This is a genomic window from Duganella guangzhouensis, assembly GCF_009674535.1.
Classification (GTDB): Bacteria; Pseudomonadota; Gammaproteobacteria; order Burkholderiales; family Burkholderiaceae_D; genus Rugamonas; species Rugamonas guangzhouensis.
In genome coordinates this window covers 1-14,469 of the sequence record NZ_WKJK01000042.1, presented here as the reverse complement: position 1 = coordinate 14,469, position 14,469 = coordinate 1, and the positions used below count along the sequence as shown (strand labels likewise).

General features: G+C 59.7%; 13 protein-coding genes, 1 rRNA gene and 2 pseudogenes. 8 read left to right on the top strand and 8 right to left on the bottom strand.

Annotated elements, in window-relative coordinates; all coding sequences use genetic code 11:
* Window positions 1–142, top strand: a pseudogene (locus GJ699_RS34915) (IS5/IS1182 family transposase); the annotation flags it as partial.
* On the opposite strand, the pseudogene GJ699_RS33465 reads toward GJ699_RS34915, so the two are convergent.
* Window positions 83–748: pseudogene (locus GJ699_RS33465) on the bottom strand (transposase); the annotation flags it as partial. The pseudogenes GJ699_RS34915 and GJ699_RS33465 overlap by 60 nt on opposite strands.
* Before the next feature lie 179 nt (window positions 749–927).
* Window positions 928–1,161, bottom strand: a complete 234-nt coding sequence (locus GJ699_RS33460) for a helix-turn-helix domain-containing protein (protein ID WP_154383741.1) — start codon at window positions 1,159–1,161, stop codon at window positions 928–930.
* Between the two features lie 487 nt (window positions 1,162–1,648).
* On the opposite strand from GJ699_RS33460, the gene GJ699_RS33455 reads away from it, so the two are divergent.
* From GJ699_RS33455 to GJ699_RS33435, 5 genes are all read left to right on the top strand, one after another.
* A complete protein-coding gene (locus GJ699_RS33455; RefSeq protein WP_154383740.1) occupies window positions 1,649–2,053 on the top strand; it encodes a hypothetical protein in 405 nt (134 codons plus the stop codon).
* A gap of 94 nt (window positions 2,054–2,147) precedes the next feature.
* Window positions 2,148–2,594: a hypothetical protein gene (locus GJ699_RS33450; RefSeq protein ID WP_154383739.1), complete on the top strand. Its 447-nt coding sequence runs from the start codon at window positions 2,148–2,150 to the stop codon at window positions 2,592–2,594.
* A gap of 180 nt (window positions 2,595–2,774) precedes the next feature.
* Window positions 2,775–2,975 (top strand): hypothetical protein, encoded by a 201-nt coding sequence (locus GJ699_RS33445; RefSeq protein WP_154383738.1) that lies wholly within the window; start codon window positions 2,775–2,777, stop codon window positions 2,973–2,975.
* Between the two features lie 256 nt (window positions 2,976–3,231).
* On the top strand, window positions 3,232–4,242 hold the full coding sequence (locus tag GJ699_RS33440) for an alkaline phosphatase D family protein (RefSeq protein WP_154383737.1): 1,011 nt from the start codon (window positions 3,232–3,234) through the stop codon (window positions 4,240–4,242).
* 46 nt (window positions 4,243–4,288) lie between these two features.
* Entirely contained in the window at window positions 4,289–4,573 is a 285-nt protein-coding gene (locus tag GJ699_RS33435) for a hypothetical protein (RefSeq protein ID WP_154383736.1), read from the top strand.
* 45 nt (window positions 4,574–4,618) lie between these two features.
* On the opposite strand, the gene GJ699_RS33430 is transcribed toward GJ699_RS33435, so the two are convergent.
* The 4 genes from GJ699_RS33430 to GJ699_RS33415 form a co-directional block, all read right to left on the bottom strand.
* The gene (locus GJ699_RS33430; protein ID WP_154383735.1) at window positions 4,619–6,289 is read right to left on the bottom strand and encodes a long-chain-fatty-acid--CoA ligase; all 1,671 of its coding nucleotides are present in this window, start codon (window positions 6,287–6,289) and stop codon (window positions 4,619–4,621) included.
* Between the two features lie 2 nt (window positions 6,290–6,291).
* A complete protein-coding gene (locus tag GJ699_RS33425) occupies window positions 6,292–7,983 on the bottom strand; it encodes a long-chain-fatty-acid--CoA ligase (protein ID WP_154383734.1) in 1,692 nt (563 codons plus the stop codon).
* Between the two features lie 197 nt (window positions 7,984–8,180).
* Complete coding sequence (locus GJ699_RS33420) at window positions 8,181–9,287, bottom strand: aminopeptidase (protein WP_229262418.1); 1,107 nt, start codon at window positions 9,285–9,287, stop codon at window positions 8,181–8,183.
* Between the two features lie 30 nt (window positions 9,288–9,317).
* Window positions 9,318–11,396 (bottom strand): molybdopterin-containing oxidoreductase family protein, encoded by a 2,079-nt coding sequence (locus GJ699_RS33415; protein ID WP_154383732.1) that lies wholly within the window; start codon window positions 11,394–11,396, stop codon window positions 9,318–9,320.
* 138 nt (window positions 11,397–11,534) lie between these two features.
* Here GJ699_RS33415 and GJ699_RS33410 point away from each other — a divergent pair, with 138 nt between their 5' ends.
* Window positions 11,535–12,728: a M20 aminoacylase family protein gene (locus GJ699_RS33410; protein WP_154383731.1), complete on the top strand. Its 1,194-nt coding sequence runs from the start codon at window positions 11,535–11,537 to the stop codon at window positions 12,726–12,728.
* On the opposite strand, the gene GJ699_RS33405 is transcribed toward GJ699_RS33410, so the two are convergent.
* Window positions 12,720–13,616, bottom strand: a complete 897-nt coding sequence (locus tag GJ699_RS33405; protein WP_267877759.1) for an NAD(P)-dependent oxidoreductase — start codon at window positions 13,614–13,616, stop codon at window positions 12,720–12,722. The two genes, GJ699_RS33410 and GJ699_RS33405, sit on opposite strands and share 9 nt — an antisense overlap.
* A gap of 89 nt (window positions 13,617–13,705) precedes the next feature.
* Here GJ699_RS33405 and GJ699_RS33400 point away from each other — a divergent pair, with 89 nt between their 5' ends.
* Window positions 13,706–14,251 (top strand): acyloxyacyl hydrolase, encoded by a 546-nt coding sequence (locus GJ699_RS33400; protein ID WP_154383730.1) that lies wholly within the window; start codon window positions 13,706–13,708, stop codon window positions 14,249–14,251.
* Window positions 14,252–14,349: 98 nt separating this feature from the next.
* On the opposite strand, the gene rrf is transcribed toward GJ699_RS33400, so the two are convergent.
* Window positions 14,350–14,462 (bottom strand): 5S ribosomal RNA (rrf, locus tag GJ699_RS33395).
* Between the last annotated feature and the right edge of the window lie 7 nt (window positions 14,463–14,469).

Sequence of the window (14,469 nt, the reverse complement as noted above, 5' to 3'; positions counted from 1 at the left end):
CAAAGCCAAGCGCCTGCTGACGCAGAAACAGCGCGACAAAAACAAGCTCTACAGTCTACACGCGCCCGAGGCCGAGTGCATCGCCAAAGGCAAGACGCGGCAGCCCTATGAATTTGGCGTGAAGGTAGGCGTTGTCGTTGCTCACACGTGGCCAACTAAATGACGGCGCCACGCTCAGCTGCTCCAGCATGGAGGGCATGGTCGAGCCTTTCATGGCGCTGCCATTGTCCGAGTGGAGCACCAGCAGGCGGCCCGCCAGCCCTTCAACCAGGCTGGCACGGCGCATCAGCAGCGAGGCCAGTTCCGCCGATTCGGCCACGTGGACCTCATGGCCGACGATCTTCCGGCTAAAGATGTCGAGCACCATGTACCAGTAATAGTATTGGCCCTTCACGGCAGCCTGCAGCCACGCAATATCCCAACTCCAGACCTGGTTCGGGCCGGTGGCGCAGTGGCTGGTAAGGACACGGCTGGTGGGCTTCTTCGCCCGGCCCCCGTGATGCTGCTGCGATGCCGCCTTCAACACACGATAGAAGCTCGATTCCGAGGCGATGTACACGCCCCGGTCGGCCAGCGCCGGCACGATTTGGCTCGGCGGCAGGCTGCCGAATTCCTCGCTGTTGGCAACGGCCAGTATCTGCGCGCGCTCGTCCTCGCTCAAACTGTTAACCGGCTCGGGTCGCGCACTGGTCGTGCGGCTGTCGACGGCCACCGCGTCGTCGCCATCGCGCACCCAGCGCTGGAAGGTACCTTTGCTGTCGGGTTCCGCATCGCGATACACGAACCGAAACCCTCCCGCTTCACCAAGGGCATCTTGCCCTCCTTCGCTACCGATAACGAGGTCAGATTCGACAAGGAAGTCGCATCTCATGGTAGACATGTACATTCCTTTCGCCAGGAGTATTCGCAGGACGAACGCTTTTCGGCCTATTCACCGTCCTGTAGCTTCTCCTCAACCGATAGAATAATTTTCGATGCCGGGACGCCTAGGGCGTGGGCAAGCTTAAAGATCACGCGGATGGTAGGTTGGTTAACACCGCGCTCGATCAGGCTGACAAAATTTCTCTCAACGCCAGCTGCAAATGCGAGCTGCTCTTGCGAGAGGCCAGCATCACGCCGCAGTGCGCGAAGAACTTGACCGAATGCGACGCCTGGCTCCAAACATTCCTCCCAATATATTGGTAGAAATGGTGGGCTTCGGCTATCATTTAGTCTTCACAATATATTGGGAATTTGAGGGCAAAGATCGCCTAGGGATTCAAGACTCTCAATCGCCCACAATTTTTACTTCCTCCGAGGATTACTAATGCGATTTCCACAACGTACTCTGAATTGTTTAATTCTAAGCTTGTGGAGCCTGTCGGGATGTTCAACTCCCTCCATCCCCCTTGAGGAACTACGTCAAGTTGCACTAATAGTCCCACAGGATATTTACGGAAATGGTGCCGCAATCACAAGGGTCGAGACCGATCATCAACGAATTGCCTTTCAATTCACGATTGAGGGCCTCACTATTTTGCCCGGTACGGCAACAAGAACTGGCGTAAATGTTCCGCCAGGACGACACACAATCCTAGCATCAGTCTGTCGCACTAGCAGCACAAGCAGCTGTCATCCTGACACCTATGAATTCGACGCAAGAGCGGGGATGGCATATATCCTGAGCGGGCCGGATAAGCGTATTACAGTCATCGACAGATTTTCCAAAATCTCTCAAGGCTACTTGTATCCCACGGGCGGGATTGAATTCATAAATGCAGAGCAATTCGAAACCAAGCGACAACGTGAAGTTCAGGCTGACATCAAAATTAGTCGAGAGATCACTGAGCGGCACCAACGCGAGCAGCCTCTCATTCGACAGGTGGGAGCTCACGTATGTAAAGAACTCGATCGCGGAATCATATATTCCGGCTACGTCGAAAGCATCGTCGATGAAAAAGTGCGCATTAACATTTCGAGCGCCTTTTACAAATCCAGTCCCAACCTCTCACCGGGGGGATTCAAGCCCTTCTCCAGTTGGGAATCGCCTATGCAATGGTATCTCTGTAACTAATTCGGTGATGCTGTTTCAATATGCTGATCAAAAATTTTTGTACATCCAAGCACCGCGGTACGCAAAAACTCTAACGCCTTTAACCGAGAACGCAATGCTGAAAAGATTTTTAGTAGCCCATGATGATTCGCTTACCGACTGGGAGCCAGCGTTCGTCGACGCTGCATCCAATGATGCAGCAATCAAACATTATCTGAGATGCGTATACGCAAAAGACTCTACGTTTCGCGAGCACGTGAAAGACTTGCGAAATGTCGACGCTTTTGTGGGTAGCCTTGTCTTTTCGACGGCTGAAGAAAAAATAGATTTCATGAACGGGCATCGCACTAGATCGCCCGAATTCATTCAGGGTAGAATCTGTGATTTTTTTGCCGAGGAACCTAGTCTCGGCGAAACGTTCTGGCAATATCTAACAACAGAGGACCCCAGCGTACTTGATGAGGAAACTTATGAGTTTGTCGCTACGAAATCTCCAGACGGAGTAATCGCGATTGAAGCATCCACAATTCAACTGCTAACACCCCAGCACACGATTCGTTAAACTGAGCAAGCGAACGCCATTGCTTGACGCCTGCATGAAGTCGAATTCAAAAACGAAATCAAATTTCTTTAAAAGAAATAGCGATCTTGGCCAGTAGCCGGAAGAAATTCGAACTTTCTTATGTCTTCGATTTCGACATGCCTGCCAACCACTGTAGGGTGATGAGAACGGAATAGGAGAATGAAACAAGAAAAAAATCAACCGTGCGTCGAACAGTTACTCACGACCGGGGATGAACGCTCCACTAACTCAGACTATGAACATCGCACCCACATAGTCAACGCTACTTCTTTATCGGAAGAAGAGCTGCAGAACGAATTTATGAAAGACGTTATTCGTTTCGGGTACAGTGAGAACCTGTCAGAGGAAGATATCGCTTAAAGCATACTTGCTTAGCCTCAACCTGACACAACATATCAGACAAATCAAAATCTAAATGGTGGCTAGCTATCTACTGAGATGACCAAAAGCAATCTTGGCGTCACCGTGTAAAGGATGGACAGAACACCGGGAAATCACGACTTTTCGGCATCGCCTATGGACATAACCTAAATGGGGAATTTAGCGTACCTACGGGCTAAATAGGTACGTCCATAGGAGAGCAACTCGCGGTTGATCTGTATGGGGACCGTATCAGCTGCAGCACCCGCAAGGCGCCATCCGCAGCCACGAAAGCTTCACACTGGACGACTACCGCGCACGCTACGCCCAGTACAAAACCGACAGCCAGCTGCAGGCCGCACACGAAGCCGCGCCATGGATCGTCACCTGGGACGACCACGAAGTGGCCAACGACTACGCCAACGACCGCGACGAACGAATCGACCCGCGCTTTGTCAAACGCCGCGCCGCCGCCTACCAGGCGTTCTATGAGCACATGCCGCTGCGCCTGACGGTGCCCTCGCCCGGCGACTTCTACCGCATGCGCATCTACCAGCGCTACGACTGGGGCAAGCTGGCGCGCTTCCATGTGCTGGACGACCGCCAATACCGCGCCTACGAAGCCTGCCCGCTGCCGACACGCGGCGGCTCCAACTCGGTGCTGCTGCGCGCATGCCCAACGCTGCTGGACCGCAATCGCAGCATGCTGGGACGCGAACAGGAACAATGGCTGGCGCAAGGACTGCAGGATTCGCCGGCACGCTGGAACATCCTGGCGCAGCAAACGCTGATGGCGCAGAACAACCAACTGCCCATCCTCAAGCCTGGCGACGGCCGCTTCTGGACCGATGGCTGGGATGGCTATCCAATGGCGCGCCAGCAGTTGATGGAGACGCTGCAGCGCAGCCGCGCCGCCAACCCGCTGGTGCTGTCCGGCGACGTCCACAGCTTCTTCGCCTGCGAACTGACGCGCGATCCGGGCCAGCCACGCAGCGCCAGCAATCCAGTGGTCGCGACCGAATTCTGCGGCACCTCCATCACCTCACCGTCGCGACCGCAGACCCGTACCGAACAGTATGTTTCGATGAACCACGGCATCAAGTATGGCCGCAGCGACAAGCGCGGTTACATGCTGCTGAACATCACACCGGCCGAGACCCGCGCCGACTTCCTGGCACTGGACGACGTCCACAACGCCGCCAGCCCGATCGCCCGCGCCGCCGCCTTCGTGGTACGCGACGGTCAGCCTGGCCCAATCCGCGCTTGAATCGCGGCGGCCACGTCCTATACTGGCTTTGCAGGAGGAGTTGACTATGTTGAAAGTATCGGAAGACCAGATTGCGCGCGAGCTGGACAGCTACCTGCACCAGGCGCTGACGCAACCCGTTGTAGTAGACACAGCAGACCAGCCATCCGTGGTCGTGCTATCGCTGGCCGAATTTGAACGGCTACAGGACGTGGACGAACAGCATTGGGCTGAATGCGTCCGCCAGGCCAACGTTGAAGGCTACTTCGATCAGCAGCACGAGGTACGTCATCGCCTGGCCACCGCCATGCGCGCCCGCCGGCTCGCGTGCATCAACAAAGCCGGAAAATGAAAAAAGGGGCCGCGTGGCCCCTTTCGGTTTGCCGGCCCGAACCCGTCAGGCGGCGGCTTTTTCGTCGCGCAGCTGGCGGCGCAGGATTTTGCCGACGTTGGTCTTCGGCAGCTCATCGCGGAACTCGATGTATTTCGGCTTCTTGTACGCGGTCAGCTCGTGCTTGCAGTAGTCGAGAATCTGCTCGGCCGTCAGTGCCGGGTCCTTGCGCACCACGAACAACTTGACCGCCTCGCCCGAGTTCTTGTCCGGCACGCCGATGCACGCCACTTCCAGCACGCCCGGATGCGCCGCCACCACCTCTTCCACCTCGTTCGGATAGACGTTGAAGCCGGACACGATAATCATGTCCTTCTTGCGGTCGACGATCTTGGTGAAGCCCTGTTCGTTCATCACGCCGACGTCGCCGGTCTTGAAGAAGCCATCGGCGGTCATGACCTTGGCGGTTTCTTCCGGACGGTTCCAATAGCCGGCCATCACCTGCGGACCGCGAATCGCGATCTCGCCGGTCGCGCCCAGCGGCAGCGGGTTGCCGTCGTCGTCCAGGATCGCCACTTCGGTCGATGGAATCGGCAGGCCGATGGTGCCGGTGAATTCCTTGATGTCGACCCGGTTGGCGGTCGCCACCGGCGAAGTCTCGGACAGGCCATAGCCTTCGATGATCGGCGTGCCGGTCACCTTCAGCCAACGCTCGGCCACGCCCTTCTGCACCGCCATGCCGCCGCCGTTGCACAGCTTGTAGGACGAGAAGTCCAGCTTGGCGAAGTCGGGATTGTTCAGCAGCGCGTTGTACAGCGTGTTCACCGCAGGCAGCACCGTCACCTTGTACTTGGCCAGCTCCTTGACGAAGCCCGGGATGTCGCGCGGGTTCGGAATCAGCAGGCTCAGGCCACCGGTGCGGATGCTCATGAAAGCGCTGATGGTCAGCGAATAGATGTGGTACAGCGGCAGCGCGCTGACGAACACCAGTTGCTCGTCGCCCGACTTCATCATCAGCCAGGCTTCGTTCTGCAGCACGTTGGCGATGATATTCCGGTGCAGCAGAATCGCGCCCTTGGACACGCCGGTGGTGCCGCCGGTGTACTGCAGGAAGGCGACATCGTCATGCCCCTGCTTGACCGGCTGCAGCGAGCGCGTCGCGCCATCCGCCAGCACCTTCTTGAACGACACCGACGATGGCAGCGCAAACGCCGGCACCATCTTCTTCACATTGCGCACCACGAAGTTGACCACGAAGCCTTTCAGCCCGCCCAGCAGATCGCCCATGGTGGCCACCACCACATGCTTGACGGCGGTCTGCGCCAGCACCTGCTGCACCGTGGTGGCGAAGTTTTCCAGCACGAAGATGGCTTCGGCGCCGGAGTCCACCAGCTGGTGCTGCAGCTCGCGCGGCGTGTACAGCGGGTTGACGTTGACCACGGTGTAGCCGGCGCGCAGAATGCCCGCCATCACCACCGGATATTGCAGCACGTTCGGCAGCATGATGGCGACGCGCGCGCCCGGTTGCAGCCCCTGGCCCTGCAGCCAGGCGCCCACCGCCTGCGACAACCGATCCAGCTCGCCGTAGGTCAGGAACTTGTCCATGCACACAAACGCGTTGCGGTCCGCGAACTTGCGGAAAGCGTCCTCCATCAGATGCGTCACCGAGCGGTATTGGGTGCTATCAATCTCCGCCGGCACGCCTTCCGGGTACGACTTGAGCCAAATCTTTTCCATCTTTATGCAGCCTTTTTCTTCTCGCCGGTTGGTTCATCGCGCAGCATACGGCGCAGAATTTTTCCGACATTGGTTTTCGGTAGTTCCTCGCGGAACTCGATGTATTTCGGCTTTTTATAGCCGGTTAATTGTTCCTTGCAGTAGGCCATCAGCGCGGCCTCGGTCAGGTTGGGGTCCTTGCGCACCACGAATACCTTCACCGCCTCGCCCGAGTGCTCGTCCGGCACACCGATCGCCGCGCATTCCAGCACTCCCGGATGGGCCGCGATCACGCCTTCCAGCTCATTCGGATAGACGTTGAAGCCGGACACCAGAATCATATCCTTCTTGCGGTCGACGATCTTCACGTAGCCGCGTTCATCCATCACACCGACGTCGCCGGATTTGAAGTAGCCATCGGCCGTCATCACCTTGGCCGTTTCATCCGGCCGGTTCCAATAGCCCGTCATCACCTGCGGACCGCGAATCGCGATCTCGCCGGCGGTGCCCAGCGCCACCTCGTTGCCATCGTCATCCAGGATCGCGATCTCGGTCGACGGCACCGGCAAGCCAATGGTGGCGGTGAATGCCTGGCTATCGGCGCGGTTGCAGGTGGCCACCGGCGAGGTCTCGGACAAGCCGTAACCCTCGATGATAGAGATCCCGGTCACTTTCAGCCAGCGGTCATTGACCGCCTGCTGTACCGCCATGCCGCCGCCATTGCAAATCTTCAGCGCCGAGAAATCCAGCTTGGCGAACTCCGGATGATTCAGCAGCGCGTTGTACAGCGTGTTCACGGCAGGCAGCATGTTGAACTGGTACTTGCCCAGCTCCTTGATGAAGCCGCCGATATCGCGCGGATTCGGAATCAAAATATTCAATGCGCCCATGCGCAAGCCCCACATCGCGCACGCCGTCAGCGCGAAGATGTGGTACAGCGGCAGCGCGCACACAATGTTCATCTGCTCGCCGCTGTCACCCAGCGCCGGCGCCGACCAGGCTTCGGTCTGCAGCAGGTTGGCGACGATGTTCTGGTGCGTCAGCGTCGCGCCCTTCGACACGCCGGTGGTGCCGCCGGTGTATTGCAAAAACGCCGGATCGTTATACTGCCGCTCGACCGGCGTCAGCTTCATGCCACCGCCCTGCGACAGCGCATCCTTGAAACGCACCGCGTTCGGCAGCGAAAACGGCGGCACCAGCTTCTTGACGCTGCGCACCACGAAATTCACCAGCATGCCCTTCACGCCGCCCAGCATCTCGCCCATGCTGGCCACCACAATGTGCTTGACCTGGGTCTTGCCCAGCACCGCTTCCAGCGTGGTGGCAAAGTTCTCCAGGATGATGATGGCCTCGGCGCCGGCATCGTTCAGCTGATGCTCCAGCTCGCGCGGCGTGTACAGCGGGTTGACGTTGACCACCGTGTAGCCGGCGCGCAGGATGGCGGCAATCGCAATCGGATACTGCAGCACGTTCGGCATCATGATGGCCACCCGCGCGCCCGGTTTCATGCCACGGCTTTGCAGCCAGGCACCCAAGCGCTTCGAATAGGCGTCGACTTCGGCGTAGGTGAGGAACTTGTCCATGCAGACGTACGCGTTGCGGTCGGCATACTTGTGAAACGCTTCTTCCAGCAACTGCACCAGCGAACGGTACTGACTTGTATCCACCGTGGTCTGCATACCTGGGGGATACGATTTCAACCAGATTTTCTCCATCCTGTGCCTCTTGTCTCGAAATAATTATCGTTGTAAGGCCGGCGCACAGTGCCGGATCAGGGAGCGAATCATTCGTCTATGCGAATTTGCAGAGCCTGCTAATGGTGGGATGCTATCGGGCAGCACGCTCGTACGCAAGCGCATTTAAGCATAATTAGAACATGGGTTCTAACAGCTTTTTGTGATGCAACGCAGCATCAATGCATGCCTTCGACCGGTGGCAAGCCATCCTTGCCGCCTTCGGCATTGAGCATCGGTGGCTGGCCCAGATGGTCCAACTGTTGCCGACGTTGAGCTACGTCAAGAGTAGCGATCTTTTGCACTGCAACATAAAAACGCACGAACGTTCGTTCCTGCTTGAGCAGAGCGCGGAAAGCCGGCAGGTAATCGTGGTAAGTTGCCACTGCGCTCAGGTGCGCGTTGGTCAGCGGCTCGGCAAACCAGCGGTCGTAGCCGGCGTAACCGCCCCAGCTTTCCTTGAGTTTCAGATAATCAGACTTCAGGTGGGCGAAGATGCGCGCCTTCTCGGCCCGCTTGTGACGGGTGCTGGTTTTGCTGGCGTACAGGTCGGCCAGCATCGTGCGGTGCCGCACCAATAATTCCAGGAAATCCTGCCGGCGGACGTTGTAACGGGTGTAGGCTTCGCGCATCGGATCGGTGCCGTACAGCTCCAGCCAGCGCGCCACGCCGGCCTCCTCCACCGCCGTCGCAAAGCCCTCGTTGAACTGGCTGTCGCCCGGCACGTACACCACCTGGTGCGCCAGCTCGTGGAACACCATGCGCGCCAGTTCGGCGTCGGAATAGTTGATGAAGGTGGACAGCAGCGGGTCGCTGAACCAGCCCAGCGTGGAATAGGCCGGCACGCCGCCGACCTGGACGTCGTTGCCCTCGTGACGCAGCTCCTCGGCATAGGCCTGAGCGTCTTCCTTGCTGTAGTAGCCGCGATAACTGACGCAACCGGCGATCGGGAAGCACCACTGGATCGGCCGCAGCGACAGCTCCGGCGTCGCCACCACATTCCACAGCACGAAGGGGCGCGACAGCGCGGCGTAGTTTTTGTAGGAAGCGTTGTCCGGCAGGCCCAGTTCCTTGACCGCGAACTTACGGATCAACAGCGCTTTTTCGAGACGGGCCTTGAGCTGGGGATCGGTGGTGGGATCGCCCAGCCAGTCGTCAATCGGACGCGCGTCCGACCACAGTGAATACTGGCCTTGGGCGGCCTGCATGTAGTACTTGAATTGCGCGCAACCGGCCAGCATGGCCGCCGCGCACGCCGCCACCAACCAGTATCTGGTACGGAGCATTCGGCGTGCAATATTGCGCATACATCACCTTCACGATGCGAGCCTTTCGACCTGTACCAGTGTATCGTAAAACGTCGGTGCGCGGCCCATATCTGTCAGCTGTTGGCTGGTAACCTCATTGGCGTTTTTGCCATCCGTGGCTAGTTTTTTCCACCACACTGACAAGCCGACAACCAGGCCGGCGCGCGCCTTGTCGGTGACGCGCGCCTTGGCCACAAAGGAGCCGCGGTCATTGAAGATGCGCACCATGTCGCCGTTGGCGATGCCGCGCGCCGCGCCGTCGTCGGGATGAATGTCCAGATGCGGCTCAGCCTCCGACGAACGCAGGCTTTTCACGTTGACGAAGGTGGAGTTGAGGAAGTTGCGCGCCGGCGGAGAAATCATCGCCAGCGGATAACGCGCCGCCAGTTCGGGATTGCTGGCCACCGATTCGTACGGCGCCACATAGGCCGGCAGCGGGTCCAGGCCATCCTTCTCCATCTGCGCGGAATAGAACTCGCACTTGCCGGACGGCGTCATGAAACCACCGTGCGCGAATGGCGCCTGCGGCATGTTCAGTTTCTGCCAGCCCTTCTGCTTCAAGGCGTCCCAGTCAAAGCCCACCGCGCGCGCGTCGTTGGCGTTGAACGCCTGCGCCGCCAGCTGATCGTCCGAGTCCTGGAAGCAGTCGTCGTCAAAGCCCATGCGCGCCGCCAGCAGGCGGAAGATTTCGGTGTTGGCCTTGGCCTCGCCCATTGGCGCGATGGCGGCGTTATTCGCCATCATGTACAAATGGCCGTACGAGGTGTGGGCGTCGATGTGCTCCAGCTGCGTGGTGGCCGGCAGCACGATGTCCGCATAGTCGGCGGTGTCGGTCTGGAAGTGCTCCAGCACCACCGTGAACAAGTCTTCGCGCAGGAAGCCGCGCATCACCTTGTCCGAATCCGGCGCCACCGCCAGCGGGTTGGAGTTGTAGACGATGACCGCCTCCACCGCCGGCCCGAATGCCGCCGACGCCGGCCGCAGCAAGTCGTCGCCGATGGTGCTCATATTGATGGTGCGCGGGATCTTCTGCAGCAGGTCGGTGCGCTGCAGCCACGGTTTGTTGGTCGGGAACGAGCCGCTGGACGACAGCTGCATGCCGCCGGCCGCATGACGCCACGCCCCCACCAGCGCCGGCAGACAGGCGATATTCCGCACCGACATACCGCCGCCATGCACGCGCTGCACGCCATAGTTGGCGCGGATCGCCACCGGTTCGCCGGCCTTGGCCATGCCGCCGTACAGGCGCGCCAGTTCCACCACTTCGTCCACCGTGATGCCGCAGGTCTGCGCGGTGCGCTCCGGCGTCCACTCCTGCGCGCGCTGCTTCAGCTGCTCGAAGCCGATGGTGTGCTGGGCGATGTAATCGTGATCCAGCAAGTCTTCGTTGATCAGCACATGCATCAGGCCCAGCGCCAGCGCGGCGTCGGTGCCCGGCAACAGCGCGATGTGCTGGTGGCACTTCTCCGCCGTCAGCGAGCGATACGGATCGATGGCGATCAGCTTGGCGCCATGGCGCTTGGCTTCCTGCGCGCGGGTCCAGAAATGCAGATTGGAGGCGATAGGATTGCCGCCCCAGATGATCAGCAGCTTGGCGTTCTGGAACTGCTCCATGTCGGTGCCGACCGAGCCGCCGATGGTGTACTTGTAGCCGGTGGCGCCGGCGCTGGCGCAGATGGTGCGGTCCAGCAGCGAGGCGCCGATTTTGTTGAAGAAACGCGAGGACATCGACTCGCCCTGGATCAGCCCCATGGTGCCGCAGTAGCTGTACGGCAGGATCGCTTCCGGCGCGCGTTCGGCGATCGGTTTCAGCCTGGCCGCGATGGTATCCAGCGCTTCATCCCACGAAATGCGCTCGAACTTGCCCTCGCCTTTTTTGCCGACCCGCTTCAGCGGATACAGCAAGCGGTCTTCGTGATAGGTGCGCTCGGTGTAGCGCGACACCTTGGTGCACAGCACGCCGGCCGTGGTCGGATGGTCAGGATCGCCCTTGACCGCGGTGGCGACGCCGTCTTCCACCGTCACCAGCAGCGCGCAGGTATCGGGGCAATCTAGCGGACAGGCTGCACGGACTTGTGTGGTTGTCATGTCTGAAATCCAAAATGCGTTTGCTCAAAGCAGTATCGTAAACGATTGTGTGCGTGCTGGCTTAAGTCCTTGGACAAGGGCTACAATGGGCGTTCTCGATGCTTAAAAAGCAAGCGATAAAAATTCTGGAGAAGCAGCATGAAACTGGTAGATCCCATCATTGCATTTCAGTCCGAGATCCAGCAGATCCGGCGTGACTTGCATGCCCATCCCGAACTCTGTTACGAAGAGCAACGCACTGCCGACGTCGTCGCCGCCAAGCTGACCGAATGGGGCATTCCCGTGATTCGCGGCCTGGGCCTGACCGGCGTGGTCGGCATCATCAAGAACGGTTCGTCGCCACGCGCGATCGGCCTGCGCGCCGACATGGACGCGCTGCCGATGCAGGAAGTGAATACCTTCCCCCACGCCTCGCGCCATCCCGGAAAAATGCACGCCTGCGGCCACGACGGCCACACCGCCATGCTGCTAGGCGCCGCCAAGCATCTGGCGGAACAGCGCGATTTCGATGGAACGGTTTATCTCGTTTTCCAGCCGGCTGAAGAAGGCGGCGCCGGCGCCAAGCGCATGATCGAGGATGGCTTGTTCGAGCAATGCCCGATGGACGCCATCTACGGCATGCACAACTGGCCCGGCATCGCGGCCGGCCACATGGCCGTCACGCCGGGCGCGCAGATGGCGTCCAGTAATGAGTTCTATCTGACGGTCAAAGGCAAGGGCGGGCACGCGGCGCAGCCGCACAAATGCATCGATCCGGTGATGATCGCGGTGCAGATCGCGCAGAGCTGGCAGACCATCGTCAGCCGCCGCACCAGCCCGCTCGACACGGCGGTGCTGTCGCTGACCCAGTTCCACGCCGGCACCGCCACCAACGTGATTCCGGACGAGGCCAAACTGGCCGGCACCGTGCGCACGCTGTCCGGCAAGGTGTTGGACATGATCGAGAAGCAGATGGAAGAAATCGCGGTCAACACGGCGGCCGCGTTTGGCGCCGAGGCCGAATTCAAATTCCGCCGCAACTACCCGCCGCTGATCAACCACCCGGAAGCGACCCGCTTCGCGGTGGAGGTGATGAAAACCGTGGTCGGCGCCGACAAGGTGGACGACAACACCGAACCGTCGATGGCGGCCGAGGACTTCGCCTACTTCCTGCAGGCCAAGCCGGGCTGCTACATCTTTATCGGCAATGGCGAGGGCGACCACCGCGACGGCGGCCACGGCCTCGGTCCCTGCGTGCTGCACAATGGCAGCTACGACTTCAACGACAACCTGCTGCCGGTGGGCGCCAGCTTCTGGGTCAAGCTGGTTGAAGCCAGCCTGCCGTTAGCCTAATTGGTCGGGGGCGGTGCCCAGGCGCTGCCCCGGATTCAACTGCTCCAGCCCGATCAGGGCCGCCGAATGGTCGGCCTGCGGTATCGTCTTCGACAAGGTCAGATAGCGCGCCGTCACCAGCTCGGTCAGCGGCAACACCACGCCGGCCGCTTCCGCCGCCGCCAGGATGTTGCGCTGATCCTTCAGCTGCGTGGTGACCTTGCCCCCGGCGACAAAATTCCGCTCCAGCATGCGTTGGCCATGCACCTCCAGTATCTTCGACTCGGCAAAGCCGCCGCGTATGGCGGCGCGCATCGCCGCCGGATCGGCGCCGGCCGCCTGCGCCAGCAACATGGCTTCCGCGACAATATTAATGGTGGCGCCGACGATCAGCTGATTGCACAGCTTGGCCACCTGGCCGCTGCCGGCCGGGCCCACCAGGGTGGCGCGGCCCATCGCGGCCAGCACCGGTTCGGCTTCGGAGAAATCTCCGGCACTGCCGCCGGCCATAATCGCCAGCGTGCCGGCCGCCGCGCCGCCGACGCCGCCAGACACCGGCGCATCGATGAAACGCTGTCCTTGGGCTGTCAGCTGGGCGTGAAAGGCTTGCGCCTCGGCCTGCTGGGTTGAACTCATGTCGATCCACAGCGCGTTGGGTGCCAGTGCCGGCAACGCCTGTGCCAGCACCGCCGCCACCGTCGGCCCGGCCTCCAGCATGGAAATCACGATATCCGCATCGCGCACAGATTCCGCCAGATCCGCCACCGGCCGCGCGCCGGCCTCGGCCAGCGCCGCCGCCTTGGCATGCGTGCGATTCCACACCGTCACCGCATGGCCAGCCGCCAGCAGGCGGCGCGCCATCGGATCCCCCATCAAGCCTATGCCTAGAAAGGTAATTTGGGTAGACAATTCCGCTCCTGAATTATTTTTAGAACCCCGGTACAATCACGGGCTAGCCGTATAAATATCAGATACAGCACTAACACTTGAAGGATACTATGTTCACCAAAAAAATGATGGCGGTTGCAGCCGCTCTGGTCGTTGCGCAAACTGCGTTCGCTGACGACAAGCTGGTCGATTCCGTCTCGGTAGACGTGGCCACCGGCTCCAAAGTCCAAATGGTGCGCTTCAGCGCCGCCAAGGACTGGGATGCGCACTGGTTCCAGTCGAATGGCACCAACCTGAGCGGTTACTGGGAAGCCAGCACCGGCATCTGGCGCGAAAACGCCTACATGAACCAGCCTGGCGTTGAGCACAAGCTGTGGGACATCGGCTTCACCCCGGTGTTCCGCTTCCAGAACGACAATAAAAAAGGCATGTACTACGAAGCCGGCATCGGCGTGCACATGCTGTCCAAGCTGTACAACAACGACGACAACCGTCTGTCGACCCACTTCCAGTTTGGCGATCACATCGGCATGGGCTATGTGTTCAACAACAACTGGGAAGTGGCCGCCAAGGTCCAGCACTTCTCGAACGGCGGCTACAAAAAGCCGAATTCGGGCGTGAACTACTTCGACCTGAAGGTTGCGTACCACTTCTGATGTTAAAAAGCCCCTTCGGGGGCTTTTTTTTATGCCTGCTACAGACGCAAAAAAGCCCGCCGATCTACGATCTGGCGGGCTTTTCTGACTTATAACTAGCTTGACGATAACCTACTTTCACACTGGTTGCAGCACTATCATCGGCGCAGAGTCATTTCACGGTCCTGTTCGGGATGGGAAGGGGTGGGACTGACTTGCTATGGTCATCAAGCTTTGAC

Bases quoted from the DNA above. Each gene is read 5' to 3' on its own strand.
- GJ699_RS33455 (WP_154383740.1), top strand. From the start codon at position 1,649: ATGGCATATATCCTGAGCGGGCCGGATAAGCGTATTACAGTCATCGAC.
- GJ699_RS33450 (WP_154383739.1), top strand. From the start codon at position 2,148: ATGCTGAAAAGATTTTTAGTAGCCCATGATGATTCGCTTACCGACTGG.
- GJ699_RS33445 (WP_154383738.1), top strand. From the start codon at position 2,775: ATGAAACAAGAAAAAAATCAACCGTGCGTCGAACAGTTACTCACGACC.
- GJ699_RS33435 (WP_154383736.1), top strand. From the start codon at position 4,289: ATGTTGAAAGTATCGGAAGACCAGATTGCGCGCGAGCTGGACAGCTAC.
- GJ699_RS33430 (WP_154383735.1), bottom strand. From the start codon at position 6,289: ATGGAAAAGATTTGGCTCAAGTCGTACCCGGAAGGCGTGCCGGCGGAG.
- GJ699_RS33425 (WP_154383734.1), bottom strand. From the start codon at position 7,983: ATGGAGAAAATCTGGTTGAAATCGTATCCCCCAGGTATGCAGACCACG.
- GJ699_RS33420 (WP_229262418.1), bottom strand. From the start codon at position 9,287: ATGCTCCGTACCAGATACTGGTTGGTGGCGGCGTGCGCGGCGGCCATG.
- GJ699_RS33415 (WP_154383732.1), bottom strand. From the start codon at position 11,396: ATGACAACCACACAAGTCCGTGCAGCCTGTCCGCTAGATTGCCCCGAT.
- GJ699_RS33410 (WP_154383731.1), top strand. From the start codon at position 11,535: ATGAAACTGGTAGATCCCATCATTGCATTTCAGTCCGAGATCCAGCAG.
- GJ699_RS33400 (WP_154383730.1), top strand. From the start codon at position 13,706: ATGTTCACCAAAAAAATGATGGCGGTTGCAGCCGCTCTGGTCGTTGCG.